The 26,502-nt window shown below is 72.6% G+C and carries 22 protein-coding genes; 6 read left to right on the top strand and 16 right to left on the bottom strand.

Annotated features, from left to right (window positions below; all coding sequences use genetic code 11):
* The 12 genes from ACZ66Z_RS33845 to ACZ66Z_RS33790 form a co-directional block, all read right to left on the bottom strand.
* Positions 1 to 2,138 (bottom strand): homocysteine S-methyltransferase family protein (locus ACZ66Z_RS33845; RefSeq protein ID WP_469939562.1); only part of this gene is annotated, 2,138 nt, incomplete at its 3' end.
* Complete coding sequence (locus ACZ66Z_RS33840) at positions 2,135 to 3,118, bottom strand: carbohydrate kinase family protein (RefSeq protein WP_469939560.1); 984 nt, start codon at positions 3,116 to 3,118, stop codon at positions 2,135 to 2,137. The genes ACZ66Z_RS33840 and ACZ66Z_RS33845, both read right to left, overlap by 4 nt.
* 5 nt (positions 3,119 to 3,123) lie before the next feature.
* On the bottom strand, positions 3,124 to 4,332 hold the full coding sequence (metK, locus tag ACZ66Z_RS33835; protein ID WP_469939558.1) for a methionine adenosyltransferase: 1,209 nt from the start codon (positions 4,330 to 4,332) through the stop codon (positions 3,124 to 3,126).
* On the bottom strand, positions 4,329 to 4,583 hold the full coding sequence (locus ACZ66Z_RS33830) for a phosphopantetheine-binding protein (protein WP_469939557.1): 255 nt from the start codon (positions 4,581 to 4,583) through the stop codon (positions 4,329 to 4,331). Before ACZ66Z_RS33830 ends, metK begins: the two co-directional genes overlap by 4 nt.
* Positions 4,584 to 4,600: 17 nt before the next feature.
* The gene (gene acpS, locus ACZ66Z_RS33825; RefSeq protein WP_469939556.1) at positions 4,601 to 5,056 is read right to left on the bottom strand and encodes a holo-ACP synthase; all 456 of its coding nucleotides are present in this window, start codon (positions 5,054 to 5,056) and stop codon (positions 4,601 to 4,603) included.
* Position 5,057: 1 nt separating this feature from the next.
* Positions 5,058 to 5,945 carry a class-II aminoacyl-tRNA synthetase family protein gene (locus tag ACZ66Z_RS33820; protein ID WP_469939555.1) on the bottom strand — a complete coding sequence of 296 codons (888 nt, stop codon included), beginning with the start codon at positions 5,943 to 5,945 and terminating at the stop codon, positions 5,058 to 5,060.
* Positions 5,946 to 5,976: 31 nt separating this feature from the next.
* Positions 5,977 to 6,870, bottom strand: a complete 894-nt coding sequence (locus tag ACZ66Z_RS33815) for a diiron oxygenase (RefSeq protein WP_469939553.1) — start codon at positions 6,868 to 6,870, stop codon at positions 5,977 to 5,979.
* A gap of 22 nt (positions 6,871 to 6,892) precedes the next feature.
* The gene (locus ACZ66Z_RS33810) at positions 6,893 to 7,936 is read right to left on the bottom strand and encodes a class I SAM-dependent methyltransferase (RefSeq protein WP_469939552.1); all 1,044 of its coding nucleotides are present in this window, start codon (positions 7,934 to 7,936) and stop codon (positions 6,893 to 6,895) included.
* Positions 7,933 to 8,775, bottom strand: a complete 843-nt coding sequence (locus ACZ66Z_RS33805) for a class I SAM-dependent methyltransferase (RefSeq protein ID WP_469939551.1) — start codon at positions 8,773 to 8,775, stop codon at positions 7,933 to 7,935. Before ACZ66Z_RS33805 ends, ACZ66Z_RS33810 begins: the two co-directional genes overlap by 4 nt.
* Before the next feature lie 72 nt (positions 8,776 to 8,847).
* Complete coding sequence (locus tag ACZ66Z_RS33800; RefSeq protein WP_469939549.1) at positions 8,848 to 9,387, bottom strand: MaoC family dehydratase; 540 nt, start codon at positions 9,385 to 9,387, stop codon at positions 8,848 to 8,850.
* Between the two features lie 89 nt (positions 9,388 to 9,476).
* Complete coding sequence (locus tag ACZ66Z_RS33795; protein WP_469939548.1) at positions 9,477 to 10,646, bottom strand: trans-sulfuration enzyme family protein; 1,170 nt, start codon at positions 10,644 to 10,646, stop codon at positions 9,477 to 9,479.
* A 78-nt stretch (positions 10,647 to 10,724) separates the two neighbouring features.
* Positions 10,725 to 12,161: an MFS transporter gene (locus tag ACZ66Z_RS33790; RefSeq protein ID WP_469939546.1), complete on the bottom strand. Its 1,437-nt coding sequence runs from the start codon at positions 12,159 to 12,161 to the stop codon at positions 10,725 to 10,727.
* Positions 12,162 to 12,307: 146 nt separating this feature from the next.
* Between ACZ66Z_RS33790 and ACZ66Z_RS33785 the strand changes: the two genes are divergently transcribed.
* Together ACZ66Z_RS33785 and ACZ66Z_RS33780 are read left to right on the top strand one after the other, a co-directional pair.
* Entirely contained in the window at positions 12,308 to 13,006 is a 699-nt protein-coding gene (locus tag ACZ66Z_RS33785) for an HD domain-containing protein (protein WP_469939545.1), read from the top strand.
* A 115-nt stretch (positions 13,007 to 13,121) separates the two neighbouring features.
* The gene (locus ACZ66Z_RS33780; RefSeq protein WP_469939543.1) at positions 13,122 to 13,856 is read left to right on the top strand and encodes a hypothetical protein; all 735 of its coding nucleotides are present in this window, start codon (positions 13,122 to 13,124) and stop codon (positions 13,854 to 13,856) included.
* An 83-nt stretch (positions 13,857 to 13,939) separates the two neighbouring features.
* On the opposite strand, the gene ACZ66Z_RS33775 is transcribed toward ACZ66Z_RS33780, so the two are convergent.
* On the bottom strand, positions 13,940 to 14,347 hold the full coding sequence (locus tag ACZ66Z_RS33775) for a hypothetical protein (RefSeq protein WP_469939542.1): 408 nt from the start codon (positions 14,345 to 14,347) through the stop codon (positions 13,940 to 13,942).
* A gap of 13 nt (positions 14,348 to 14,360) precedes the next feature.
* Positions 14,361 to 21,803 carry a polymorphic toxin type 27 domain-containing protein gene (locus ACZ66Z_RS33770; RefSeq protein WP_469939541.1) on the bottom strand — a complete coding sequence of 2,481 codons (7,443 nt, stop codon included), beginning with the start codon at positions 21,801 to 21,803 and terminating at the stop codon, positions 14,361 to 14,363.
* A 413-nt stretch (positions 21,804 to 22,216) separates the two neighbouring features.
* Here ACZ66Z_RS33770 and ACZ66Z_RS33765 point away from each other — a divergent pair, with 413 nt between their 5' ends.
* The 3 genes from ACZ66Z_RS33765 to cpt all read left to right on the top strand — a co-directional run bounded on the left by ACZ66Z_RS33765 (position 22,217) and on the right by cpt (position 24,667).
* A complete protein-coding gene (locus ACZ66Z_RS33765) occupies positions 22,217 to 23,434 on the top strand; it encodes a Cmx/CmrA family chloramphenicol efflux MFS transporter (RefSeq protein ID WP_469939564.1) in 1,218 nt (405 codons plus the stop codon).
* Positions 23,435 to 23,541: 107 nt separating this feature from the next.
* Complete coding sequence (locus ACZ66Z_RS33760) at positions 23,542 to 24,114, top strand: dihydrofolate reductase family protein (protein ID WP_469939539.1); 573 nt, start codon at positions 23,542 to 23,544, stop codon at positions 24,112 to 24,114.
* A 31-nt stretch (positions 24,115 to 24,145) separates the two neighbouring features.
* On the top strand, positions 24,146 to 24,667 hold the full coding sequence (cpt, locus tag ACZ66Z_RS33755; RefSeq protein WP_469939537.1) for a chloramphenicol phosphotransferase CPT: 522 nt from the start codon (positions 24,146 to 24,148) through the stop codon (positions 24,665 to 24,667).
* Positions 24,668 to 24,744: 77 nt separating this feature from the next.
* Here the strand turns inward: cpt and ACZ66Z_RS33750 are convergent, their stop codons facing one another.
* Positions 24,745 to 25,014 carry a DUF4031 domain-containing protein gene (locus tag ACZ66Z_RS33750; protein WP_123454140.1) on the bottom strand — a complete coding sequence of 90 codons (270 nt, stop codon included), beginning with the start codon at positions 25,012 to 25,014 and terminating at the stop codon, positions 24,745 to 24,747.
* Positions 25,015 to 25,027: 13 nt separating this feature from the next.
* Positions 25,028 to 25,384 (bottom strand): hypothetical protein, encoded by a 357-nt coding sequence (locus ACZ66Z_RS33745; RefSeq protein WP_469939535.1) that lies wholly within the window; start codon positions 25,382 to 25,384, stop codon positions 25,028 to 25,030.
* Between the two features lie 177 nt (positions 25,385 to 25,561).
* Here ACZ66Z_RS33745 and ACZ66Z_RS33740 point away from each other — a divergent pair, with 177 nt between their 5' ends.
* The gene (locus ACZ66Z_RS33740; RefSeq protein WP_469939534.1) at positions 25,562 to 26,479 is read left to right on the top strand and encodes a MurR/RpiR family transcriptional regulator; all 918 of its coding nucleotides are present in this window, start codon (positions 25,562 to 25,564) and stop codon (positions 26,477 to 26,479) included.
* Positions 26,480 to 26,502: the final 23 nt, after the last annotated feature.

Raw genomic sequence — 26,502 nt, 5'->3', positions numbered from 1 at the left:
GCGGTCTTCATCACCTCGGCGGACTGGAGCACGAACGGCAGCTGCATCTGACCGGAGCCGAACAGCTCGCCGACCGTCTTCATGCCGTCGAGGAGCACGTCGTTGACGATCTCCAGGGCGGGCCTCTCCGTCAGCGCGGAGTCCAGGTCCGCCTCCAGGCCGTTCTTCTCGCCGTCGACGATCCGCCGCTTGAGGCGCTCGTCCAGCGGGAGGGCGAGGAGCTCCTCCGCCTTGCCGGCCTTGAGGGACTTCGCCGTGGCGCCCTCGAACATCTCCAGGAAGCGCTGGAGGGGGTCGTAGCCGTCCCGGCGCCGGTCGTGGATCAGGTCGAGCGCGACCTGCACCTGCTCCGGCTCCAGGCGGGCGATGGGCAGGATCTTCGACGCGTGGACGATCGCCGAGTCCAGGCCCGCCTTGACGCACTCGTCGAGGAAGACCGAGTTCAGCACGATCCGGGCGGCCGGGTTGAGGCCGAAGGAGATGTTCGACAGGCCCAGCGTGGTCTGGACGTCCGGGTGGCGGCGCTTCAGCTCGCGGATCGCCTCGATGGTGGCGACGCCGTCCTTGCGCGACTCCTCCTGACCGGTGCAGATGGTGAAGGTCAGGGTGTCGATGAGGATGTCCGACTCCCTGATGCCCCAGTTCTCCGTGAGGTCCTCGATGAGGCGCTCGGCGACGGCGACCTTGTGCTCGGCCGTCCGCGCCTGGCCCTCCTCGTCGATGGTGAGCGCCATCAGCGCCGCGCCGTGCTCCTTCGCGAGCGCCGTGACCTTGGCGAAGCGGGACTCGGGGCCGTCGCCGTCCTCGTAGTTGACCGAGTTGATGACGGCCCGGCCGCCCAGCTTCTCCAGACCGGCCCGCAACACCTCCACCTCGGTGGAGTCCAGCACGATCGGCAGGGTGGAGGCGGTCGCGAAACGCCCCGCCAGCTCCCGCATGTCCGCGACGCCGTCACGACCCACGTAGTCCACGCACAGGTCGAGCATGTGCGCACCCTCGCGGATCTGGTCCCGCGCCATCTCCACGCAGTCGTCCCAACGGGCCTCCAGCATGGCCTCGCGGAACTTCTTCGAACCGTTGGCGTTGGTCCGCTCGCCGATCGCCAGGTACGAGGTGTCCTGCCGGAAGGGCACGTGCCCGTACAGGGAGGACGCGCCGGGTTCGGAGACCGGCCGGCGGTCGGGCACGGCGGCGCCGCGCACCCGCGCCACGATCTCCCGCAGGTGGTCCGGGGTCGTCCCGCAGCAGCCGCCGACCAGGGTCGGCCCGTACTCCCGCACGAACCGCTCCTGTGCGTCGGCCAGTTCGGCCGGCGAGAGCGGGTAGTGGGCCCCGTCGGAGGTCAGGACCGGCAGGCCCGCGTTCGGCATGACCGAGATCGGGACGCGGGCGTGCCGGGAGAGGTGCCGCAGGTGCTCGGCCATCTCCACCGGGCCCGTGGCGCAGTTCAGGCCGATCATGTCGATGCCGAGCGGCTCCAGGGCGGTGAGCGCCGCGCCGATCTCCGAGCCGAGCAGCATCGTGCCCGTCGTCTCCACCGTGACCTGCACGATCACGGGCAGGTCCACCCCGACCCAGTCCAGGGCCCGGCGGGCGCCGATGACGGCCGCCTTCGTCTGGAGCAGGTCCTGCGAGGTCTCGACGAGCAGGGCGTCGGCGCCGCCGCGGATCAGGCCCTCGGCGTTCTGCTGGAAGGCGTCCCGGAGCGGCTCGTACGTGACGTGGCCCAGGGTCGGCAGCTTCGTACCGGGCCCCATGGAGCCGAGGACCCAGCGGGGGCGGCCGTCGGCGGCGGTGTGCGCGTCGGCGGAGGCGCGGGCGATCCGGGCCCCGGCCTCGGACAGCTCGTACACCTGGTTCTCGATGCCGTACTCGGCGAGCGCGGCCAGGTTCGCCCCGAAGGTGTTGGTCTCGACGCAGTCCACGCCGACCGAGAAGTAGGCGTCGTGGACGGAGGCGACGACGTCGGGGCGCGTGAGGTTGAGGATCTCGTTGCAACCCTCCAGCTGCCGGAAGTCGTCCATCGACGGGTCGGCGGCCTGGAGCATGGTGCCCATCGCCCCGTCGGCGACGACGACCCGCCTCGCGAACTCCTCCCTGAGCGACGGCCTCGCGGGTGTCCCCCCGGACGGCTTCATGTCAGCCCCCCCAGGCGGGTGACGAGCGTCTCCGTGCAGCCGGCGCCGTACGTCGTCCTGATCCGGTCCAGGAGGGGGTCCCGGTGCAGCCGGTACTCCTGCGTCCCCACGGAGCCCAGGACGGTCGACGCGACCGCGCAGCCCAGCTGCGCCGCGCACCGCTCCGGCACGCCCCACAGCGTCCCCGCGAGGAACCCGGCCCGGAAGGCGTCCCCGACCCCGGTCGGGTCGACGACGACGGGGACCTCCACGGCGGGTACGGAGAGGGGGGCCCGGCCCTCGCCGCGGATGCGGACGCCGGCCTCGCCGTGCGTGGTGACCCAGGTGCCGACGCGGCGCAGCACCTCGGCCTCCGGCCAACCGGACTTCTCCAGGAGGAGCGCCGTCTCGTACTCGTTGGTGAACAGGAACCGGGCCCCGTCCACCAGCTCCCGCACCTCTCCCCCGTCGAGCCGCGCCAGCTGTTGCGACGGATCGGCGGCGAAGGGGATCCCCAGGTCACGGCAGGCGCGGGTGTGCCGGAGCATGGCCTCGGGGTCGTCCGGGGAGACCAGGACCAGCTCCGGGCGGCCGGTGCGCGCCACGACCTCGCGGAGGTCGATCTCGCGCGCCTCGGCCATCGCCCCCGCGTAGAAGGTGGCGATCTGGTTCTGGTCCCGGTCGGTGGTACAGACGAAGCGGGCGGTGTGGAGCGACTCGCTGACGCGCACCGAGTCGGTGTCCACGCCGTGGTCCTTCAGCCGGACCCGGTACGGCTCGAAGTCGGCGCCGACCGCGCCCACGAGGACGGGCCGCAGACCGAGGACGCCGAGTCCGAAGGCGATGTTCGCTGCCACTCCGCCGCGCCTGACCTCCAGGTTGTCGGCGAGGAACGACAGGGAGACCCGGTCGAGCCGATCGGCGAGCAGCTGCTCGCCGAACCGGCCGGGGAAGGTCATCAGATGGTCGGTCGCGATGGATCCCGTGACAGCGATGCGCATCTCCCTCAGACCCCCGCCGCCGTCTTCAGGGCCTCCACCCGGTCCGTGCGCTCCCAGGTGAACTCGGGGAGCTCGCGGCCGAAGTGGCCGTACGCCGCCGTCGCCGCGTAGATCGGCCGCTTGAGGTCCAGGTCGCGGATGATCGCCGCCGGCCGCAGGTCGAAGACCTCGCTCACGGCCTGTTGGATCCGCTCGTCGGGGAGCGTGCCCGTCCCGAAGGTCTCCACGAAGAGGCCGACCGGCTCGGCCTTGCCGATCGCGTACGCGACCTGCACCTCGCAGCGCCTCGCCAGACCCGCCGCGACGACGTTCTTCGCGACCCAGCGCATGGCGTACGCCGCCGAGCGGTCGACCTTCGACGGGTCCTTGCCGGAGAAGGCGCCGCCGCCGTGGCGGGCCATCCCGCCGTACGTGTCGATGATGATCTTGCGGCCGGTGAGTCCGGCGTCGCCCATCGGGCCGCCGACCTCGAAGCGCCCGGTCGGGTTGACCAGGAGCCGGTAGCCGTCGGACTCCAGGCTGACGCCCTCCTCGACGAGCTGCTTCAGGACGTGCTCGACGACGTACTCGCGGACGTCCGGGGTGAGCAGGCCGTCGACGGAGATGTCGGCCGCGTGCTGCGAGGAGACGACGACGGTGTCGAGGCGGACCGGGCGGTCGCCGTCGTACTCGATGGTGACCTGCGTCTTGCCGTCGGGGCGCAGGTACGGCACGGTGCCGTCCTTGCGGACCTCGGTGAGCCGCCGGGAGAGGCGGTGGGCGAGGGCGATCGGCAGCGGCATCAGCTCGGCCGTGTCGTCGCAGGCGTAGCCGAACATCAGGCCCTGGTCGCCGGCGCCCTGGGAGGCGAGCTCGTCGTCCACGCCGTCCACGCGGGCCTCGTGGGCCGTGTCGACGCCCTGCGCGATGTCCGGCGACTGGGCGCCGATGGACACCGACACGCCGCAGGAGGCGCCGTCGAAGCCCTTCGCGGAGGAGTCGTAGCCGATGTCGAGGACGGCGTCGCGCACCAGCTGGGCTATCGGCGCGTACGCGCTGGTGGTGACCTCGCCGGCGATGTGCACCTGGCCGGTGGTGATCAGGGTCTCGACCGCCACCCGCGAGGAGGGGTCCTCGGCGAGCAGCGCGTCGAGGACGGTGTCGCTGATCCGGTCGGCGATCTTGTCGGGGTGGCCCTCGGTCACGGACTCCGAGGTGAAGAGGCGGCGGCTCATGCCCGGCCCACCTCGACCTTCGCCGTGAAGAAGTGCTGCTCGATGGCGCCGAGGGTGCGGATGGAGTCGACCTCCAGGGTCTCCATCTGGATGGTGGTGCCGCTCTCCTGCTCCAGGAGGAAGACGAACTCGACGAAGGACAGCGAGTCGATGAGCCGGTTCTCGATCAGGTCGAGGTCGGGCGCGATGTCGTCGCGCTCGGGGTGACGCTCGAGGATCCAGTTCTTCACCGTCTGCAGGCCGTCGGCCATGGTTGCTCTCCTTTTCGCTACTGCTCGTTGGGAATGCTGGATGCGTGGGGGGTGGGGGCGATGATCGGCGCCGCGACCGCGACCGCGTAGTCCACGTCGTGGCTGATGGACACGGTGATCTCGGTGATGCCGGACTCCGCGGCCATCTCGGCGGCCGTCCGGTGCAGCTCCACGAGCGGCCAGCCGCCCTCGGAGCGCCGCACGACGATGTCCGGCCACGGCAGGAACCTGCCTCTGACCCGCAAGGTCTTGAACGCCGCTTCCTTCGCCGCGATCCGCCCGCACAGGCTCAGGACGTCGAGCCCGGAGGAGGTGCGGCAGTCGGCGAGCTCGCCGGGGGTGAGCATCCGCTCGAAGAACCGCTCCCCGTACTGGGCGAGGAGCCTGCGGACACGGTTGACGGACACGATGTCCATGCCGAGGTTCGCCCACCCCAGGCCGCCCGCCGGCGGGGCGGCGGGACGGGCCGGCACGTCAGATCACCGGCCCGGCCGCGCCGCTCGCGCCGTCCGACACCCGGCGGGAGGCGTCGAGCACCGCCCGGGTGGCGGACTCCCAGCTGCCGTGGCGCCGGGTCAGCGCGGACAGCCAGCGCTCCAGGCCGAAGGCGACGCAGCTGGTGAAGGCCGGCCCGCCGGTGGAGGCGAGGGTGATGTCGCAGCGCTCGCCGAAGAAGTTCCGGTGCGTGTTGACCGAGGCGATCGCCAGGTCCTCGTACAGGAACTCGTACTTCACCGGGGTGAGCCGCTGGAGGACCGCCTTGGAGCTGCCCTTGTCGAAGAAGGGGTCGCAGGCGGCCTCCCGCCGCAGCGGCAGGTCGAGGGCGGCGGCGAAGGACTGGATGCGGGTGGTGAACTCGGCGAGGTGGTTCTCGGCGTGCTCACGGCCGCCGAGGGCGACGACCTCCCGCATGCGGAAGCCGAGCTGGCGCCGCATGCCCTCGTAGTGCGTCTCCTTGCGGAAGCACCAGGAGCAGATCGTGACGAGGGTGTCGTCGGCGACCCGCGTGCCCTGGTGGGTCAGGTAGACGGCGTAGCAGGACGCCGAGGGCAGGCCGAGCGCGGCGGGTTCGAGCGCGGCGTTCGGGAAGCGGCCGGCGGTGGTGTCGAAGGGCGTGGTCGCGCGGCGCTCCAGGTCGAGCGGGGCGGCGACGACGGCCTGGTGGGGGAAGTTGTCGTAGTAGTCGAGCTTGGCCAGGTCGGCGGCGGGCAGGAGCGGGGGCATGGTCATCGGGCGGGCGCCCGCGGCCACCCCCCAGCCCTCGAAGGTGTCGTCGAGGAGCCGCAGCAGGCGGGTCCCCTCCGGGCCGAGCGAGGGCAGGCCCCTGGTCTCCCCGACGGTCTCGGGGGTCGTCAAGGTCATGGTCGGTGCACCTCTCGGGTGAGGGTGTCGCTCAGAGGACGGGCAGGGTGTCGTCGGAGAAGATGCCGGTCTTCAGGAAGAAGCCGAGCGGCTTGCGGATCGACTTGCGCTCGTGGGCGCGGCGGGACCCGTCGGCGATGAGCGCGTTGCGCAGGGCCAGCGGGTCGGCGATGCCGGCGTCCTTGTACACGTGGGGGTTGTAGAGGGAGTTGACGCTGTAGACGACGTACCGCTTGAGGTACGCCTCGACCTCGCGGACCCGGTCGGCGCTCACGGCCTGGCACATCCGCTGGTGCAGCAGGGAGACCAGCTCGCGCCCGAAGGCGATGTGGCGGGACTCGTCCTGGTGGTGGATGCGGTTGACCTCGCGGATGGTGTGGCAGAGGGACTCGTCCTTCGCCATCCGGGAGTTGTAGTGGTCGACGAGCTCCTCGAAGAAGAGGATGCGGGTGAAGACGAGGAAGTTCTCGACCTCGGGCTCCCAGGCGGCGTCGGCGCGCATGGCGGTGGAGCCGTAGATCTTGTGGCCGTAGCGCCGGCAGAACTCGGAGAAGAACCACATGTGTTCGTTCTCCTCGCCGATGAAGTGGTGGAAGAAGTCCGAGGGGACCTCGAAGCCCGGCATGTGGATGCGGCCGACGACCTCGATGAGGAGTTCGCGGATGCCGTGCACGTTGAGGCTGTAGAAGTTGACGGACTCCCACTTCGACAGGCGCCGGAGCGTTTCCTCGCCGAGGGTGTCGTAGTGCTCGGTGCCGTAGACGGTGAGCAGCTCCGGCGTCATCCAGAAACGGTTCTCCTCCAGCGTCTCGGGCCACTGGAAGGTCTGGTACGGGTTGTAGTAGTCCTCGACCGAGCGCTCGCTGAGGCGGCTGAGGACTTCCATGAAGCGGTCGGTGACCGGCAGGGGGGCGGCGACGCCCATGATCTCGCTCCTTCGGAGGGGGTTACGGGCGGACCTCGTAGACCGCGTTGACGGGCGTCTCGGTGGCGCGCCGCCAGCGGGTGAAGCCGGCCTCCTCGGCGATGGCGCGGAAGGCCTTCTCGCCGGAGTGGTTGCCGAGGGCGTGCGGGCCGCGCTGCGCGACCGCGACCGGCAGGCACATCACGGCGGACAGGGCCATGAACATGCGGGCGGCGGGGGTCTGGGCGTCGATGTCCTGCGGGGAGACGTTGGACTCGACGAGCATCCAGGTGCCGTCCGCGTCCAGGGACTTGTGGACGTGCTGGGCGGCGGCCACCGGGTCGCCCATGTCGTGCAGGGCGTTGAAGAAGCACACCAGGTCGTAGCCGGAGCCGGGGTAGTCGTCGGCGGAGGCGACCTCGAAGACGACCCGGTCGGACAGACCGGCCTCCTCGGCGAGCTCCCGCGCGATCGAGACGGCCTCCTCCGAGTAGTCGAAGCCGTGGACGGTGGCGTTCGGGAAGGCCTTCGCGATGAGGAGGGTGGTGTGCCCGACGCCGCAGCCGACGTCGGCGACGGCGCCGCCGTTCCTCAGCTTCTCCGTGACCTGGTGGAGGGACGGCAGCCAGTCCGGGACGAGCTTGTGCTCGTACGTGGGCTGGAAGAAGGAGCCCATGCCGGTGTCGAGGGCCGCGTCGTGCTCGGCCCAGCCGACGCCCTCGCCGGTGCGGTACGCCTCGACGAGCAGGTCCTCGGTGGCGTACAGCGCCTTGAGGGCGGTGAAGAATCCGGCGGCGTAGGTGACGGCCTTCGGGTCGGCGAGGACCTCGACGTGGTCGGCGGGGAGCGTGTACGTGAGGGAGCTGGGGTGCCGTTCGACGTACCCGGCGGAGAGCTGGGCGTGCAGCCACTCCTCGACGTACCGCTCGTTCGTGCCGGTCTCGGCGGCGAGCCGCCCGGCCGTGAGCGGGCCGTGCTCCGCGAGGGCCTTGTAGAGGCCGAGGCGTTCGCCGAGGGCGACGGTCAGACCGCGCACGGCCGCACCGGCGTCGGTGATGACCCGCTGGTGGAAGTCGTGGGCGCTCATGCGGCCTTCTCCTCCTCGTGCGTCGGCAGGTCGCAGGTGAACAGGAAGGAGCGGGGGACGCGCGGGACGGAGCGGGCCGGAACCGGGTAGGGCCAGCGTTCGAAGGAGGCGCCGTCCTCACCGGGCTGCCTGACCTCGCGCACGTCCCAGCCGCAGTCGGCGAGCAGCGCCTCGGGCTCCTCGGTGCCGAAGAGCCACGGGTTGCCGTCCTCCTCGAGCGCGCTCATGAAGGTGCGGGCGAGCGGGTTCTCCAGGGCGGACTTGGAGATGACGTCGCCGAGCAGCACGGAGCCGGGCGCGGCGTGCGCGGAGAGGGTCGAGATGAGGGTCCGCACGGCCTGCTCGGGCAGGAAGAACAGCAGGCCCTCGACCACCCACAGGACCGGCTCCTCGCTCTTCCAGCCGGCCTCCTTCAGGGGGCCGGTCCAGTCCTGGGTGAGGTCGACGGGGACGGTGACCCGGGTGCGGCCGGCGGGCCGCGGCTCGTCCTTCAGCATCTCGGCCTTGGCCTCCAGGAGGGCCGGGCGGTCGAGCTCGTAGACGGTGACGCCGTCGGGCCAGGGCAGCCGGAAGAAGCGAGTGTCCATGCCGGCGGCGAGGAAGACGACCTGCCGGATGCCGCGCTCCTCCACCGCCTTCACGACGGCCCGGTCGAGGTAGGTGGTGCGGATGGCGAGGAACGGCACGATGCCGCCCCCGTCGTAGCGTGCGAGCAGTTCGAAGCCGATCTCGTCGGCGACGGTGCGCGCGTAGGGATCGGCGAACAGCCGGTCCTCGCGCTCGGTCTCCAGGGCGCGCGCGGCGGCGGTCCACTGGGCGGTGCGGGATACGGCCTCCACAGGAGGTCCCCCTTCACTTGGGTTGCGGAGATTCGGACGGCCGTGTTCAGGGCCCCGACGGAGGACGGTCCGTCAGGCGCTCATGGCCGGGGCACAGGTCTTGGCCGGTCGCCCACAGGCGACGGGGTCCTCGGCCGCGGGCATCGACGACGGATGGCCGGCCTCGGCGTCGGCGGGGCGCCGGCGGAAGATGCTGTGCAGGATCATGCTGAACACGGCCGTCCCGTCGGGGGCCACGAGCGTGCACCGCGGCTTGACGGTGCCGGTGGCGGGCTGGAACGGCGACGGGGTGGCGCCGAGGATCTCGACGCGCGCGGTGAGGACGTCGCCCGGGCGGACGGGCCGCAGGTAGCGGACCTCGTCGATGCCGGGCGAGCCCGTGCAGGCGCTGTAGGCGAGCAGGCCGTCGACGTAGCGGCGCATGAACATCGACTGCGTGTGGAACCCGCTCGCGATCAGACCGCCGAACGGGGAGTCCTTCGCGAGCTCGGGGTCCGTGTGGAAGGGCTGCGGGTCGAAGCGCCTGCCGAACTCCAGCACCTCCTCCGTCGTGACGGTGACGGTGCCCAGTTCGTGGACGTCGCCGGGCCGGAAGTCCTCGAAGTAGCGCATCGCGCGCCCCCCTTGACCTAGGAGTGGTCTTTCCCTGGCACCTCCAAATCTACGAATCGACCCTTTATTTTGTCAACCCAAAAGAAGGCCTATGCGAGGGCCTGTTCGATGTCGGACCACAGGTCCTCGACGTCCTCGATGCCGACGGACATCCGCACCAGCCCGGGAGCGATCCCCGCGGCCGCGAGGGCGTCCGCGTCCAGCTCGCGGTGGGAGGTGGACGCCGGATGGGCCACCAGCGTCTCCACGCCGCCGAGCGAGAGGGCGAGCTTCGCGAGCCGTACGCGCTCGATGAAGGCCCGGCCCGCCTCCCGGCCCCCGGCGAGCTCGAAGGAGAGCAGCCCGCCGCCGCCCGCGAGGACCTTCCGGGCGGTGTCGTACGAGGGATGGCCGACGCGCCAGGGATGGTGGACGGCCGTGACGCCGGCGCGGGTCGCCAGGAGCTCGGCGAGGGCGGCGGCGTTGGCGCAGTGCTCGCGCATCCGCAGCGGCAGCGTGGGGATCCCGCGCAGGGTGAGCCAGGCGGCGAACGGGTCCGCGCAGGCGCCGAGTTCGACCGTGCGGGGCCACACCCGGCGGCGCAGTCCGTCGTCCGCGAAGACGGCGGCGCCGCCGAGGACGTCCGAGTGCCCGGAGAGGTACTTGGTGGTGGAGTGCACGACGACGTCGGCGCCGAGCTCCAGGGGACGGCACAGCACGGGCGAGGCGAGCGAGTTGTCGACCAGGCTCGTCACCCCGAGGCCACGGGCCGCCGCGAGCAGTCCGGGCAGGTCCGGGACCTGGCCGGTGGGGTTGGCGATCGTCTCCAGGACGAGGAGCCGGGTGGCGGGGTGCACCGCGGCGGCCTCCAGCTCGGCCGGGTCGTCGCCGGATATCCGGACGACCTCGATCCCGTACCGCTCGGCCAGGTCCGACAGGACCGCGTGCGTCCCCCCGTACAGACAGCGCTGGGCGACCACCCGGTCGCCGGGCCGCAGGAGGGCGAGGAGCACCCCGCTGATGGCGCCCATGCCGGAGGCGAAGGCGATGGCCCCCGCCCCGCCCTCCAGCCCGGCGAGGGTCTGCTCCAGGGCCCGGACGGTCGGGTTGCCGCGGCGGCCGTAGACGTACCGGCCGTCGGGGTCGGCCATGGCGTCGGCGAGTTCGGCGGCGGAGTCGAAGGCGAAGGCCGAGGACTGGACGAGGGGCACGGAGAGCGGCCGGCTGCCGCTGGGGAAGGGCTCGTTGAAGACGTGCACGGCGCGGGTGTTCAGCTCCACTTCTCTTCCTTCCGAGTACGGGAAAGGGGCCGCTCGACGTCCGGGGGCGGACATCGGGCGGCCCCTTCGGGGCGGGGCTCAGGCGGAGACCTTCTCGGCCTCCGGGGCGGGGGCGGCGACCCCGGCCGCGACCGCCTTGTCGCCCTTCATGACGAGGAGGGTGACGACGCCGCCGACGGCGGCGACGATCGCGGCGCCGATGAAGGCGGAGGAGAAGCCGTCCGTCAGCTTCGGCAGGTTGCCGAGCTGGTCGGCGCCCTGGGACATGGCGACGGCGGTGAGCGCGGCGAGGCCGAGCGCGGAGCCGACGTTGTAGGTGGTGTTGACGATGCCGGAGGCGAGACCGGCCTGCTCCTGCGGGGCGTTGGCCATCGCGCTCATCATCGTCGGGATGTAGGCGAGGGACATGCCGAGCGCGGCGACCAGCGAGGCCGGCAGGACGTCGACGAGGAAGGTGCCGGTGGGCCCGACGGCGGCGAGCCAGACCAGACCGGCGGCGAGGACCAGCAGACCGCCCGCGATGAGCGGCTTGGCGCCGACCTTCATCATGAGCCGGGCCGTGATGGCCGTCATGAAGATCATGAGGAGCACGGTCATCGGGAGCAGCGCGGCGCCGGACTCGAAGGCGCCGAAGCCCAGGACCTGCTGGAGGTACAGGTTGAGGAAGTACCACATCGGGATCCACGCGGCGCCGAGCAGCGTCATGGCCAGGTTGGCCGAGCCGAGGCGCGGGACCCGCCAGACGGAGAGCGGCATGAGCGGCTCGCGGATGCCCTTCTGGACGACGAGGAAGAGGATCAGCAGGACGGCGGCGCCGGCCAGCTCCAGGACGGTGGCGGTCGCGCCCCAGCCGACCTCGGGGGCCCGGACGACGGCGAAGACGGCGAGCGCGAGACCGGCGGTGACGGCGACGGCGCCGAGGACGTCGACGGAGCCGCGGCGGGAGTCGACGTTCGGGAGGAGCTTGGTCGCGGCGAGGGTCGCGAGGCCGATCGGGATGTAGATGATGAAGACCCACTGCCAGCTCACCCACTCGGTGAAGACGCCACCGAGGAAGACGCCCGCGGTGCCGCCGGCGGGGGCGGCGGCACCGTAGAGCGCCATCGCCTTGCCGAGCTCCTTCGGGTCGTGCATGAAGAGCATCATGAGCAGGGTCATGGCGGAGGGCGCGATCAGCGCGCCGCCGACGCCCTGGACGGCGCGGCCGACGATCTCGACCCAGGCGGTCTGCGCGGCCGCGGCCACGACCGAACCGGCGATCATGACCGCCCAGCCGGAGACGAAGATCCTGCGGGCTCCGACGAGGTCGGAGAGGCGTCCGCCGAGGAGCAGCAGGCCGCCGAAGACGACCACGTAGGCGTTGAAGATCCACTGGAGCTCGCTCGGCGAGAAGCCCAGGTCCTTCTGCATCTCGGGGAGCGCGACCCCGATGATCGAGGTGTCCATGATGACCATGAACTGAGCGGCGGCGAGCACGACAAGTGCCCACCAGCGCCGGGGATTGACGGTTGACATTGCCCTGACCCTTCACTCGCTGCCGTATACCCCTAGGGGGTACCTGTGCGGAGCACCGTAGCATACCCATGGGGGGTATGTAAGAGGGGGATGAGGGGGCGTGGGAAGCACTCGCTCCGCACCCCCCGGGCGGGCAGAATGCCCTCATGACCATCGAGGAAGAGCACGCCCGGGACCTGGCCCTGGACCCGGACCTACTGCGGCGGTGGAACACCACCCTCCTCGCCGCCCGCGCCGGCCGCGAAGGCCCCGACCCCGCGCCGTACGGCCGGAACCTGCTGTCCCGCTGGGCCGAGCCGCAGCGCCGCTACCACACGGTCACCCACCTCCGGGCGGTACTCGACCGCGTCGACGAGCTCACCGACCAGGGCGGGGAGGGCGGCGAGCTGGAACTCGTACGGCTCGCCGCCTGGTTCCACGACGCCGTCTACCGCCCGGACCGCTCGGAGAACGAGGAACGCTCGGCGGCCCTGGCCGAGAAGGCCCTCACCGAGGCCGGCCTCACCGCGCACGAGGTCACCGAGGTGGCCCGCCTGGTCCGCCTCACCACCACCCACGACCCGGCCCCGGGCGACCTCAACGGCGAGGCCCTCTGCGACGCGGACCTCGCGATCCTGGCCACCGATCCCGATACGTACCGGGGGTATGCGGCGGCGGTCCGCGAGGAGTACGCCTTCGTCCCGGAACCGGAATTCCGCAAGGGCCGCGCCGCCGTCCTCCGCCACCTCCTCGACCTCCCCCGCCTCTTCCGCACCCCGTACGGGGCGGCCGTCTGGGAGGAGAAGGCCCGGGAGAACATGGAGCGGGAACTCACGGAGCTGACGGACACGTCCGACGAGGGCTGAACACCGCACCACTCGCTCCGCCGAAGCCAAAACGTAATGAGGAGGCTCTCCTACCGCCGGTAAGATCATTTCGTTTGTTCTTCGCCCGCGAGAGACGCCAGGAAAGCAAAAGAAAATGAGACTGCACAGGGCCCTTCCGATCGTCGCCGTCGTTCCGGCCCTGCTCCTGGCTTCCGCCTGCAGCGGAGAATCCGCGGAATCCGGCGACAAAAAGCCGAAGGCGACCGCACCGAGCGCCGACGAGAAGAATTCCGCCGAGGCGAAGCGCCTCGGCGCACTCGACGGCGAGCAGCTCGAAAAGGCCGCCCTCACCGGGAAGAACGCCGGGTTCGACGCCAAGAAGGTCGCCAAGGCCGAGGTCGAGGCCGGCCGGGGCATGAAGGCCGACACCAAGGCCTGCCAGCCCCTCGCCAGCCTGATCGGCGGCTTCACCCACCTCCCCGCGGTGGCCACCGCCCACCGCTCCCTCCAGCCCGTCGACGCCAAGAACGCCACCGTCGGCTCCATGTGGCTCGCCTCCCACTCGGAGGCCGACGCCACCCGCGTCATGACCGAGCTCCGCGCCGCCGTCACCGCCTGCCCCAAGGGCTTCAAGACCCTCGGCCTCACCTACGGCAAGGTCGGGAGCCTCCCGGCCCCCGAGCTCGGCGCGGGCGCCGACGAGACCGTCGCCTACCGGATCACCGGCGACATCGGCAAGCAGAAGGTCCCGATGACGTACACCGTGGTCCGCAGCGGCGGCGTCGTCGCCGCCTTCTACGGCGTGAACATGCTGGACCCGAACCACGCGGCGATCCCGGAGCCGGTGGTGAAGGCCCAGCTGGAGAAGATCGCGGACGCGCGGGGCTGACGCCGCCGGCGCGAAGAAGCGAAAAGGAGAGGGGGCCGTCCCCGGTGCATCCGCACCGGGGACGGCCCCCTTTCGTTCCACGGTCAGCCGACGCTGCCCGATTCCACCGGGAACTCCGGCGGCCAGGGGCCGTCGTACAACGACTCCCGCTCACCCATCAGGGCGTACTCCGCCTCCCGCCAGCTCGGATGGGAGCTGACGACGAAGCTCTCGCCGTCCGGATCCAGGATCCAGGTGTACTCGGCGTCCGCCGCCGGAATGCCGTGCCGTTCGCTGAGCACGCCGAACTCGGCGGCGGTCGCCCGCCGGATGTGGAGCCCGTTCCGGTAGAGGGGCTTGAGGAACATCAGTTCCACGTGCCCGAAGGAGACCTCGACCCTGGTCGTGGTCCGGTCCACGAGCGTGGCCTCGCTGATCAGGAAGAGCCGGCGGTGCGAGGGGTCGAACCCGCTCACTCTGAAGAGCCGCCCTTCCCGGACGAAATCCGTCACTGCTCTCCCCTCCTCAGTCGACAGGCGTTCCGTTGGGGTACGTGAAGCGATCCGGGTAGACCCGCTTGGGCACCATCTTGCCCGTCTCCTCGTCGAGCACCTTCATGTACCACTTGATGGAATCCCAGGTGCGGTACTCCATGCGGACGGCCGTGCGGAGTTTGATCATCTCCCATGCGGTTCCGTAGCCGCCGGCCTGGACGACGCTCCAGTCGTTGGCCGGGATCGTCTCCCCTCGCGCCAGAAGTTTGCTCAGCGCCTCGTTCGCGGTCCTGGCGCCCTCGACACCGTCCAGGGACACCGAGATGCTCACGTTGGGGTTGATCACCGATCGCTCGACGCCCACCGTCCACAGGGCGCGCGACCCCATCCCCATGCTGGCCGGCAGTTCGGTGCCGTACACCTTGTTGTTGAACGTGTCCGCGCCGCCGCCGAGGGACTTGGCCAGCTCGTCCGAGTGGGGGTTGACCCCGAGGACGACGTGGTCACCGTCCTTGACTATGTCCTTGAGGACCTCGGTGCACTTCTTGACGACGTCGGAGTCGGACGACGCGATGGAGAACGACGCGAGCTTGAAGGTCGCGGTGTCCGCGACCTCGCACGCCTTGCCGAGCTTCTGGAAGATCCGGCTGATGATGCCCTGGATGGCGGCCTCGGTCAGACCGGTGGTGCGGAGCGCCCGATAGGCGTCCATGAAGCCGACGCCCATCCGGAGGGAGGCGTCGAGCGCCTGCACCGCGGCCTTGCCGGCCCGGAAGAGCGGGCCCGCGACGAACCAGCTGGCCGCCCAGGCGCAGTCGCCCCAGCTGCCGCCGGAGAGACCCGGGGTGAGCAGCTTCGCGCAGCCGATGAAGTCGCCGAGGAGGATGTCGACCGGGTCGATGCCCGAGTTGAACTCGGTCATCGTCAGAACCGTGGTGAGCCGCTCGGTCACGGGCTCCTTCGAGACGTCGGGACCGAGGTAGATCGTGTCGTCCTTCGGGCAGGTGCCCGTGGTCGTCGCGTAGTCCTCCGACTTGGCCGCGCACATGTACACGTCGGTGTGCGACTTGTAGGTGACGGTCGCCGTGATCTTGCAGTCCCCGATGTGGATGATCGGGTTGCAGTTGTCCTTGACGACGTTCTGCGGCTCGCCGATGTACTCGATGTGGTCGAGGACCGCCCACACGTCGCCGATCCCGGTGGTGACGCCCTGCGAGATCTGCTCGGCGCTGCCGCTCTTCTCCGTGCGGTCCGCGGCGGCCTGGGCCTCCTCCGCCGCGTCCCTGGCACCGGCCGCGGCCGTCTCGGCCGCCGTCGCGTCCTCCTCCGCCTTGGTGGCGGTGGCACGGGCGCTGGCGGCGTCCTCCTCGGCCTTGGTGGCCACGGCGCGGGCGTTGGCGGCGTCCTTCTCCGCCTCGGTCGCCGCCGCGTCCGCCGCGTTGGCGTCCGACTGCGCGTCCGTCGCCGCCGACCACGCCGCCAGGGCGTCCTCGCCGGCCGCCATGGCGTAGCCGTCGGCGCGGCCGGCAGCCGCCTGGGCCTCCCTGGCGTCCTTCGCGGCCTGGGCCGCCGACTCCTGGGCCCGCTGGTACGCCTTGGCCGCCCGGGACGCGTCCGCCGCGGCCGAGGCCGAGGCCTGCGCCGCGAGCTTCATGTCCGCCGCGGCCCGGTCGGCCAGCGCCTTCGCCTCGGCGGACATCGCCTGGGCCTGGTCGGCCGTGGCCGCCGCGACGGCGGCCTGCTGCTGGGCGATCGTCAGCGACTGCTGGCCGGTCAGCACCGCGAACGCGGCGGAGCTGTCGACCTCCTGGAACGGGCCGCCGAGCGCGATCGCCTCGTTCGCCGGCTTGGTCACCGCCGCGGCGGAGTCACGCGCCGCGAGCGAGGACTGCACCGCCGCGAGCGCCTTGCCCGCCGTGGTCGCCGCCCAGGCGGCGGTCTGCGCCGCCTCGGAACGAGCCGCCGCGGCCTCCGTCTTGGCGACCTTCGCCGCCGCCGAGGCCTTCTCCGACTGCTCCTTGGCGCCCTTGGCGTCGGCCGCCGCCGCCTGGGAGGCGTCGATGGCCTCGGCCGCCGCCGCGTGCGCCGCCGCGGCGGAACCCGCCGCGACCCAGTAGGACGCCCAGGCACTGTCGGACGCCGCCTTGGCGCGGGACGCGGCGCCCTGCGCCTTGGTGGCCGCCTCGCGGGCGTTGGTGGCCGCGGCCGTGGCCGCGTTCGCCGAGGCGCGCGCCTCGGTGGCCGCCGTGGTCGCCGTGTTCGCGGCGGCACGGGCGTCGGTCGCGGCGGCACGGGAGGCTCCGGCCGCGTCCGTGCCCTCGTCTGCGGCGGCATTGGCCTCCAGGGCCGCCGCCTTCGCGTTCAGCGAGTCCCGCCGCTGCTCGGCCTCGAGGGCCTTGTCACGGGCGGCGACCGCGTCGCGCTCCGCCTGCTCGGCGACGGCCCGCTTGGACGAGGCCGTGGATCCCGCCGCCTCGGCCGAGGTGCGGGCCTGGCTCGCGATCCGGCCCTGGGCGACGGCGTCGGCCTCGTGGCCCGCCGCCTTGTCCCGCTCGCGCTCGGCGGTGGCCCGGTAGGCCGCCGCGTTGGCGCGCTCCAGCTCGGCCACGGCACGCTGCGCCTGCGCGTTCGCCGCCGCGTCCTTGGCGTCCTGCTCCTCCGCGAGGGCCGTCTCCTTGGCCTTCTTCGCGGTCTCCGCGTTCTTCGCGGCCGAGGCCGCGTAGGCGTCGGCGCTGTCCGCGGCGGCCTTCGCCTGGGCGGCGGCCTCCTGGGCGGCGATGCGGCGGAACTCGGTGTTGACGGCGTGCGCCTCGGTCTTCGCCAGGGCGAGCAGCGCCTCGGACGTCGACACGGTGGCGTTCGCCGCGTTCAGGGCCGTCTCGGTCGCCTTGGAGGCGGCCGTCGCGGCCGCGCCGGAGGCACGGGCGACCTGGACGGACTGCCGGGCGTACATCAGGCCCCGGCCGCGCGGCACCTCGGAGGCGTCCGCGATGGCCCAGGCCTGCTGCTGGCCGGTCACCGCGCGCTGGGCGGCGGCGTTGGCGGCGGTGGCCTGGTCCTTGGCGGTGGCGACCAGCGCCTGGACCTTGCCCCGGGCGTTCGCCAGGTCCGTCTTCGCCTTGTCGAAGAGGGCCTGCTTCGGCTTGAGGATGTGGTGCGGGTCGGCCTCCAGCTGGTCGTGCCAGTACTTCTGCCAGCGCAGGATCTGGTCCGCGCGCCACGCCTGGCCGATGGCCTCGATCATGGCGGCGGTGGCGGACCGGGTCGCGGCGGCGGCGTCGGCCTCCGCCTGCATGATGACGGCGCGCGGCGCGGCCTGACCGGCGTACTCCGCCTCCCACTCGGCCGAGGCCTGGGAGACGGCCTCGCTCAGGGCGTTGCGCGGGTCGACCGGGTCGGCGTGGTTGCACGAGGCCCACGCCTGCTTGAGGCCCTCGACCTCGACGCGGAACTCGGGCGTGCCCTCGGTGACCTTTCCGGCGGGGAAGCCGCCGTGCCGCAGGTACGTGGCGATGTCGGAGGACGTGGTGCCGCCGAAGAAGCGGGTGTTGTCGACGTTGGAGTCCCGCAGCATGATGTCGGCCGCGAAGTCGTGCCAGCTGTCCTTGCCGCGGTTCTGCTCGGTGATCTGCCGGGCCTTGGCGATCGCCTCGGGGCTCGCGTTGGTGTGCGCGTCCCAGCCGATGCGCTCCGCCAGCTTCGCCTGGGTGGCGGCCGTGTACGCGCTGATGTCGGCGCCGAACTCCGGCGCGTGCAGCGTGATCCCCTCGTCGAACGAGCTCATCGCGTACGGCCTGTTGGCGTCCTCCAGGATCGCCTTCTGGGCCGCGAAGGCGTCCAGGTAGGCGTAACCGGCCTCGCGGTCCTGGGCGTTGGCCTGCCCCAGGGGCATGAAGCCGATCCAGCCGCGCTCGCCGACGACGGCTTCCAGCTGGGCGTCGCCGCCGGTCAGGCCCTGGATGGCCAGGGTCTTCGTCTTGGCGCCGCCGGCGTGCAGGGCGACACCCGCGAGGCACCGGTTGAGGCGCGGGGTGGAGCGGGCTTCGCTGATGACGGCGGTCAGTTCGTTGAGCCGGCGCAGGGCGTCGTCGGCATCGCGGAAGATCGTCCGCATGCCGTCGGAGACCTTCTCGATCGCCTGGGCGAGCGCGGGAACGCGGCCCACGATCACGGCGGACGACGGGATGTCGACCAGGTCCCAGAGGCAGTCGTCGACGTCGGACCCGGCCAGGCAGGCCTTGGCCTTGCCCGCGTCGAGCTGCTCGAAGAGGATCTTCCCGCCGTTGGCGTCGGCCCACTCGACGACGTTCACGGAGACGGCCGCGAGGCCCTTCCGGTAGTCGTCGACGCAGGTCTGGCCGCAGGCGTCGAGGAGGATCCCCTCCTCGCGCTCGCCGAGCACCGGCCAGTTGCTCGCGCCGCCCTCGATGGGCGTGGTGCCCTCGGCGAGCGCGGCCTTGTGCGCGGCCTCGTTCTTCTCGCGCTGCTCCTGTTCGGCCTTCTTCGCGGCCTCCTCGGCGGCGGTGCTGTCGCCCGCCGCGTCGCCGGCCCTGTCCTCGGCGTCCTTGGCGTCCCGCTCGGCCTCGGCCGCCTTCTCCGCGGCCTCCTCGGCCGCGTCGGCGGACCGGCCGGCCTTCCCGTTCGCCTCGGCGGCGTGCCGCTCGGCGTCGGTGGCCTCGCGGTCGGCCTCGGTGGCCGCGTCGCTCGCCGCGTCCGCGGTGAGGCGGGCGGAGGCGGCGTCGTTCCCGGCCTGCACGGCATGGTCGGCGGCGGTGTCGGAGGCGGTCTTCGCGCCCTGCTGCGCGTCGGCGGCCTCGGCCGCGGACGCCTGGGCGCGGGTGACGGCCTCGACGGCGCGGGCCGAATCCGCCGCGGCGGCGGCGGCCACCTCGGCGGCGAGCTTCGCGTCCCCGGTGGCCTGCGCGGCGGTCTGCTGCGCGGACTCCGCGGCCTCCGCGGCCTGCGCGGCCTTGGCCTCGGCGGCTGCGGCCTGCTGCTCGGCGACCGTCTTGGTCGACTGGCCGACGAGCACGGCGAACGCGGCCGCGCTGTCCTTCTCCTGGTACGGCGCACCGTACGAGACGGCGTCGCCGGCGGCGGTGACCGCCGCCGTGGCGCTGTCGCGGGCGGCGAGCGCGGCCTGACCGGCGGCGTAGGCGCGGCCCGCGGCGGTCCCGGCCGCCTTCACGGCCTCGGCTGCTCCGGTGCCGGCGGCGGTCGCCTCCTGCTCGGCCTTCTTGGCGAGTCCGGTGGCGTTCTCCGACGCCGTGGCGGCGTTGTCCGCGCGGATCGCCGCGTCCTGCGACGCGTCGAGCGCGGTGGCCGCGGCGGCGTGCGCGGTGGACGCCTCACCGAGGGAGGTGCGGTACGCCGACCACGCGGTGCTCGCGCTCGACCGGGCGCGCGCGGCAGCGCCCTCCGCCGTGGTGGCGGCGGAGCGGGCCGTGACGGCGGCGGCGGTGGCCTGGTCCGCGGCGGTCTGCGCGGCGGTGGCGGCCTGGGCGGCCTCGGTGGCGGCCGTACGGGCGGCGGTGGCGGCCGTACGGGTCTCGGTGGCGGCCGCGGTGCCCTCGGCGGCGGTGGCCGCGGCTTCGAGGGCGGCCGCGCGGGCGGCGGTGGCCTGCTTGGCCCGGAGGGCGACGACGGCCTTCTCGCGCGCGGTCTGCGCGGCCTTGGCCTTCGCGTCGGCGAGCGTCCGCTTGGTCCTGGCGTCGGCGGTCGCGGTCCCGGCGGCCGTGTCGGCGGCGGTCGCCGTCGTCTGCTGGGTGGTGGCGCGCTGCTCGGCCGCGGCGGCCTTGGCGCGCTCGGCGGCGGCCTTGGCGCGGGAGGCGACGGCGGTGGCCTGCTCCGTCTGGGCCTTGGCCCGTTCGGTGGCGGCGGTGCCGGCGGCGGCCTTGGCCCGGTCGCGCTTGTCCTCGGCCGTCGTACGGGCGGCCTTCGCGGTCTTCGCGCTCTCGGCCGCGGCCGTGGCGTTGGCCTCGGCGCTGTCGGCGGCGGCCTTCGCCTGGGCGGCGGCCTCCTGGGCGGCGACGCGGCGGAACTCGGTGTCGATCGCGTGCGACTCGGTCTGCGCCTTGGCGAGCAGCGTGTCGCTGGTGGCGATCGTCGCGTTGGCGGCGTTCAGCGCGGTCTCGGCGGCCTTCGCGGCGGCCGCGGCGACCGCCGAGGAGGCGCGGGCGACCTGGACGGACTGCTGGGCGTACATCAGACCCCGGCCGCGCGGCACGTGGGTCGCGTCGGCGACGCCCCAGGCCTCCTGCTGCGCGGTCGACGCCTTCTGCGCGGCGGTCGCGGCCTTGGCGGCCTGCGCCCTGGCGGAGGCGACGAGGGCGGTGACGTCGGTCCGGACCTTGGCCAGGTCGGCCGTGGCCTTGTCGTAGAACGCCTGGTCGGGCTTCTCGAAGATCGTGTCCGGGTCCTGGGCGAGCTTGTCCGTCCAGTACTTGCGCCAGGTCAGGATCTGGTCGGCGAACCAGGCCTGCTCGATGGACCGGATCATGAGGTCGGTGGTCTCGCGGGCCGCCACCGAGGCCTCGACCTCGGCCTTGATGATCGCGGCGCGCTGGGTGGCCTGTCCGGCGTACTCCTGCTCCCACTCGACCATCGCGTCCATGACGGGCTCGTTGAGCTTGCGTCGCGGGTCGACCGGGTTCTGCCAGTCACAGGCGGCCCAGGCCTGCTTGAGGTCCTCGACCTCGACGCGGTAGGCGGCGGAGTCCTTGGCGGGGGTGTCGACGGCGTAGCCGCCGCGCCTCAGGTAGGAGGCGATGTCGCTGGACGTCGTGCCGCCGAAGTAGTCCCAGGCGACGTCGCTGTCCCGCAGCATGTCGGCGGCGGCCCAGTCGTGCCAGTCGTCCTTGCCGCGGTTCTCCTCGGTGACGGCCTTGGCGCGCGCGACGGCCTCGGGGCTCGCCTTGCTGTGCTCGTCCTTGCCGAGGCGCCAGGCCAGCTCGGTCTGGGCGACGACGGCGTGCCGGGTGATCGCGTCGGCGAACTTCGGCGCGTGCCACTCCATCTGGTCGCTGGCCCAGGCGGACTCGCGGTAGGGCTTGTTGGCCTCGTCGAGGGCCGTGGTGCGGGCCGTCTCCGCGGCCCACTGGGCGTCTCGCGCCTCCTTGTCGGCGTCGGAGGCCTGGCCGAGGGGGCCGAAGCCGATCCATCCCCGGTCCCCGATGGCCTCGCGGAGCTGCTCTTCGGTGCCGGTGAGCCCCTCGACGGCCTTGGCCTTCATCAGGGGGCCGCCGACGTGCAGCGCGACACCGGCGAGGCAGCGGTCGAGCCGCCGGTCCTGGCCGATGCTGTTGCGGGTGTATCCGGTGTCGGTCTCGGGGGTGGTGTCGGCCGCGGCGGGCGTGGCCTGGACGAGGCCGGTGAGTACGGCCGTGGCGGTGACCAGCGCGGTCGCGCTGGTGGCCCGGGTGAGGGCGTCCCGCATGCGACGCCGGCGCCGGCCGACGTCTCTGGACATGGGCATGTTGCCTGACAATCTCTCGATCGCGAGGCAGTGCTTCTTCATGGGCATGACAGAGGGCGACCTTGCCGCCGAGCGGGGTCGCACCCGGTCGCGGCGCATGCCGGCACTCGGCTCTTCCCCACGAACCGGCACTGCCGCTTACGTCGCGACGATGCCACGTCGCGCCCGGCCCGTGAAGATCAAATATTCTGGACCAAGGTCACGCGGCAGCCCAGGACCGGGCAAAGCGACCTCCGCGTTGATCATCTTGTTACCCGGCGTAAGGAACGCGGGCCGGGGCGGATCCGTCTCGCATCCCAAGACCTTCCCGGCACCACGGAATGACAGGAACGAACCGCAGGTTGACGCATGTCATGCCGTCTTCCCCAGCCGAGCCCGCGACCCCCGCCGCCGACACCCCGCCCGCCGCCCGCATGCCCCTGGCCGTGTACGTCCTGGGGCTCTCGGTCTTCGCACTCGGCACCAGCGAGTTCATGCTCTCCGGCCTCCTGCCGCCCCTCGCGGAGGACATGGGCGTCTCCATCCCCCGCGCCGGGCTGCTCATCTCCGCCTTCGCGATCGGCATGGTCGTCGGCGCGCCACTGCTCGCCGTCGCGACGCTCCGGCTGCCCCGCAAGACGACGCTCGTCGCCCTCATCACCGTCTTCGGCCTCGGGCAGATCGCCGGGGCGCTGGCCCCGAACTACGCCGTCCTCTTCGTCTCCCGCGTCGTGAGCGCGCTCGCCTGCGCCGGGTTCTGGGCGGTCGGCGCGGCCGTCGCCATCGCGATGGTCCCGGTCGGCTCCCGCGCCAGGGCGATGGCCGTCATGATCGGCGGCCTGTCCATCGCCAACGTCCTCGGCGTCCCGGCCGGCGCGTTCCTCGGCGAACACCTCGGCTGGCGCTCGGCGTTCTGGGCGGTCGGCGCGGCCTCCGCGATCGCGCTCGTCGGCGTCGTCACCCGCATCCCGCACATCCCGCTCCCCGGGACCAGGCCCCGCCTCGGACGGGAACTGACCGTCTACCGCGACCGCCAGGTCCTCCTCTCCGTCGCGGTCACCGCGCTCGCGGCGGGCGGCGTCTTCTGCGCCTTCTCCTACCTCGCCCCGCTCCTCACCGACGTCTCCGGGCTCGACGAGAGCTGGGTCTCGGCCGTCCTCGGCCTCTTCGGCATCGGCGCCCTGGTCGGTACGACGATCGGCGGCCGCGTCGCCGACGCCCACCTCTTCGGGGTGCTGCTCAGCGGCATCGCCGCCTCGACCGTCTTCCTGACCGCCCTGGCCCTCTTCGCGTCCAGCCCCGTCGTCACGGTCCTGCTCGCCTTCCTCCTCGGCGTCTCCGCCTTCTCCACCGCCCCGGCCCTCAACGCCCGCATGTTCAACGTCGCGGGCGGAGCCCCCACCCTCGCGGGCGCCACCACCACCGCCGCCTTCAACCTCGGCAACACCGGCGGCCCCTGGCTCGGCGGCACCGTCATCGACGCCGGCCTCGGCTACGCCTCCACGGCCTGGGCGGGCGCGGCCATGACGGCCCTGGGCCTCGCCACGGCGGCGGTCTCCCTCAAGCTCCACAAGTCCCCGTCCCGGGTGGTCACTTCGGGCGCGGCCGGAGAGAATCGGGAACAGGAGCGGCAGGCCGGGGCCTCCTGCTGAGCATCCGCCGGAAAGAAAGTCGGACGGCGGGCGATGAGTCTCCTCATGATCGTCGGTCAGAGATCATGACCGCCCGCACCGGAACACGAGAAGCCGAGGAACCCCAGATGCGCACCCTGATCAGCACCGCCTTCGTCTCGCTCGACGGCGTCGTGGAGGCCCCGGGCGGCGAGCCCGGGTACCGCAACTCCGGATGGACCTTCAAGCACGTCGAGTTCCTCCCCGAGGCGTTCGAGATCAAGGGCCGCGAGCAGAAGGAGGCGGCCGCGATGCTGATGGGGCGGACCAGCTACGAGGCGTTCAGCCCCGTGTGGCCCGACATGGAGGACTTCGCCGACTACAAGGCGATGCCGAAGTACGTCGTCTCCACGACCCTCACCGAGGACGACCTCGTGTCGAACTGGGGCGAGACGACGATCCTGCGCTCGCTCGACGAGGTCGCCGCCCTGAAGGAGACCGAGGGCGGGCCGATCATCGTCCACGGCAGCGCCTCCCTGAACCGGGCCCTCTCGGACGCCGGCCTGATCGACCGGTACCACCTGCTGGTCTTCCCGCTCCTGCTCGGCGCGGGCAAGCGCCTCTTCAGCGCCACGGACAAGGACGTGCAGAAGCTGAAGCTGGTCGAGCACGAGGCCTACGCGAACGGCCTCCAGAAGAACGTGTTCGACGTCGTCCGCTGACGCCCCCAGGGTGGCGCCCGGGACGACACGGATGATCCTTCTCAACGGCGGTTCCCGCTCGGGGAAGTCCGGCATCGTGCGGTGTCTGCAGGCCGTGCTGCCGGACCCGTGGCTGGCGTTCGGCGTCGACTCGTTCGTCGACGCGCTGCCCGCGAGGATGCAGGACTCCGACGACGGGATCGTGTTCGACGCCGACGGCGGGGTCAGCGTTGGGGGTGGCTTCCGGGCCCTGGAGGCCGCCTGGGCCGGGGGGCTCGCGGCGATGGCCGGGGCCGGCGCCAGGATCATCGTGGACGACGTCTTCCTCGGCGGCGCCGCCTCCCAGCGGCGCTGGCGCGAGGCCCTCGGCGACCTGCCCGTGCTGTGGGTGGGCGTCCGGTGCGAGAGCGCGGTCGCCGAAGGACGCGAGATCGCCCGCGGGGACCGGACCGTCGGAATGGCCGCGCAGCAGGCCCTGACGGTGCACGCGGGCGTGGAGTACGACCTGGAGGTCGACACGACGCACGCCGAGTCCCCGGACTGCGCCCGCGCCATCGCCGCCGGGCTGGGGTGACGCGGAAACCGGACGGGCGGAGCGCCGGGCGACCGGGCGACCGGGCGGCCCCCGGGCCAGGAAGGACCAGAGGAGCGTCAGGCGACCGGGCGGCCCTTCGGGCGTCGGAGGCCCGCCTTCGTGAGGCGGCGCAGCAGCTCCTTCGAGCCGACCTCGACCGCACCGGCCGCCACCGCGTCCGCGTACCGGTCGGAGGGGATGTCGTAGTGGTCCCGCTCGAAGGCGCGCGGCGGGGCGCCGATCGAGGCGGCGAAGGCGTGCAGCTCCTCGAAGGAGACGTCGCTGACCAGGTGCGACCACATGCGGCCGTGGCCCGGCCAGGTCGGCGGGTCGATGTAGAGGGTCACGCGAGGACTCCCGTCACGTCAGGCCGCCCACCGGGGCCACCACCACGCCCTGCTTGCCGCAGACCCAGTGCGGGTCGGGACCGAGCTCCGGCTCCACGTCGAGGGCGTGCGGGTCGCCCGAGGAGCAGACCGGGCAGAGCGGCCAGCGTCCGTACCGTTCGAGCAGGGCGTCCTGCACGTCCTGGGCGACGAGCCCGGCGACGTACGACACCCCCTCGGGCCACTGCTCGACCCACCAGCGCCGGTGGGTCACCGCGTCCTCCACCATCGACACGACCTCGGCGGCGGCCACCTGCCGGGCCACCAGGTCGGCCAGAACCAGCGCGCGAGCGGCGTGCAGCGCCTGCTCCACGGGGTCGATGTCGTCCATGGGCTCCATTGTCACCCGGCGCACGCGCCCCCACGAGAAAAGGGGGTCCCTTCCGGGTCCGGGGCCGAGGGGGCCCGCGGGAGAGCACGGGAGGGCCCGGGGGAAAGCCCGCGGGAGAGGCCGCGAGAGGGACCACGGGGTCTTGTCGCCCCACCCCGTCGAAAGTAGCTTTCAAGTGTGAACCATGACGTGAAGGAAAGTTTCACCGGCGACGCGCCCCCCGCCCCCGCCGCGCTCGCCGCCAAGGTGCGGACCCTCGCGCCGTCCATGACCCGCTCCATGCAACGGGTCGCCGAGGCCGTCGCCGGAGATCCGGCCGGCTGCGCCGCCCTCACGGTCACCGGCCTCGCCGAGCTCACCGGCACCAGCGAGGCGACCGTCGTCCGCACCGCCCGGCTCCTCGGCTACCCCGGCTACCGCGACCTCCGCCTCGCCCTCGCGGGCCTGGCCGCCCAGCAGCAGTCCGGCCGCGCCCCGGCCGTCACCGCCGACATCGCCGTCGACGATCCCGTCGCCGACGTCGTCGCCAAGCTGGCCTACGACGAGCAGCAGACCCTCGCCGACACCGCCGCCGGGCTCGACACCGTCCAGCTCGGTGCCGCCGTCGCCGCCCTCGCCGCCGCCCGCCGCATCGACATCTACGGCATCGGCGCCTCCGGCCTCGTCGCCCAGGACCTCGGCCAGAAGCTGCTCCGGATCGGCCTGATCGCGCACGCCCACAGCGACCCGCACCTCGCCGTCACCAACGCCGTGCAGCTCCGCTCCGGGGACGTCGCCATCGCCATCACCCACTCCGGCTCCACCGGCGACGTCATAGAACCCCTGCGCGTGGCCTTCGACCACGGCGCCACCACGGTCGCCGTCACCGGCCGCCCGGACGGCCCCGTCACCCAGTACGCCGACCACGTCCTGACCACCTCCACGGCCCGCGAGAGCGAACTCCGCCCCGCTGCCATGTCCTCCCGCACCAGCCAGCTCCTGGTCGTGGACTGCCTGTTCACCTGCGTCACACAGCGCACGTACGAGACGGCCGCCCCCGCCCTCGCCGCCTCGTACGAAGCCCTCGCCCACCGTCACTCCCCCCGCAGCCGCTGACCCACACGTTCACCGGCGCCGAC

It is taken from the genome of Streptomyces sp. NPDC107498 (assembly GCF_055582805.1).
This window is presented reverse-complemented; position numbering and strand designations above follow the sequence as displayed.

Excerpts from the sequence above, each read along its gene's own strand:
- ACZ66Z_RS33840 (WP_469939560.1), bottom strand. The coding sequence starts at position 3,118 with ATGCGCATCGCTGTCACGGGATCCATCGCGACCGACCATCTGATGACC.
- metK (WP_469939558.1), bottom strand. The coding sequence starts at position 4,332 with ATGAGCCGCCGCCTCTTCACCTCGGAGTCCGTGACCGAGGGCCACCCC.
- ACZ66Z_RS33830 (WP_469939557.1), bottom strand. The coding sequence starts at position 4,583 with ATGGCCGACGGCCTGCAGACGGTGAAGAACTGGATCCTCGAGCGTCAC.
- ACZ66Z_RS33820 (WP_469939555.1), bottom strand. The coding sequence starts at position 5,945 with ATGACCTTGACGACCCCCGAGACCGTCGGGGAGACCAGGGGCCTGCCC.
- ACZ66Z_RS33815 (WP_469939553.1), bottom strand. The coding sequence starts at position 6,870 with ATGGGCGTCGCCGCCCCCCTGCCGGTCACCGACCGCTTCATGGAAGTC.
- ACZ66Z_RS33810 (WP_469939552.1), bottom strand. The coding sequence starts at position 7,936 with ATGAGCGCCCACGACTTCCACCAGCGGGTCATCACCGACGCCGGTGCG.
- ACZ66Z_RS33800 (WP_469939549.1), bottom strand. The coding sequence starts at position 9,387 with ATGCGCTACTTCGAGGACTTCCGGCCCGGCGACGTCCACGAACTGGGC.
- ACZ66Z_RS33790 (WP_469939546.1), bottom strand. The coding sequence starts at position 12,161 with ATGTCAACCGTCAATCCCCGGCGCTGGTGGGCACTTGTCGTGCTCGCC.
- ACZ66Z_RS33785 (WP_469939545.1), top strand. The coding sequence starts at position 12,308 with ATGACCATCGAGGAAGAGCACGCCCGGGACCTGGCCCTGGACCCGGAC.
- ACZ66Z_RS33780 (WP_469939543.1), top strand. The coding sequence starts at position 13,122 with ATGAGACTGCACAGGGCCCTTCCGATCGTCGCCGTCGTTCCGGCCCTG.
- ACZ66Z_RS33770 (WP_469939541.1), bottom strand. The coding sequence starts at position 21,803 with ATGCCCATGTCCAGAGACGTCGGCCGGCGCCGGCGTCGCATGCGGGAC.
- ACZ66Z_RS33765 (WP_469939564.1), top strand. The coding sequence starts at position 22,217 with ATGCCCCTGGCCGTGTACGTCCTGGGGCTCTCGGTCTTCGCACTCGGC.
- ACZ66Z_RS33760 (WP_469939539.1), top strand. The coding sequence starts at position 23,542 with ATGCGCACCCTGATCAGCACCGCCTTCGTCTCGCTCGACGGCGTCGTG.
- cpt (WP_469939537.1), top strand. The coding sequence starts at position 24,146 with ATGATCCTTCTCAACGGCGGTTCCCGCTCGGGGAAGTCCGGCATCGTG.
- ACZ66Z_RS33745 (WP_469939535.1), bottom strand. The coding sequence starts at position 25,384 with ATGGACGACATCGACCCCGTGGAGCAGGCGCTGCACGCCGCTCGCGCG.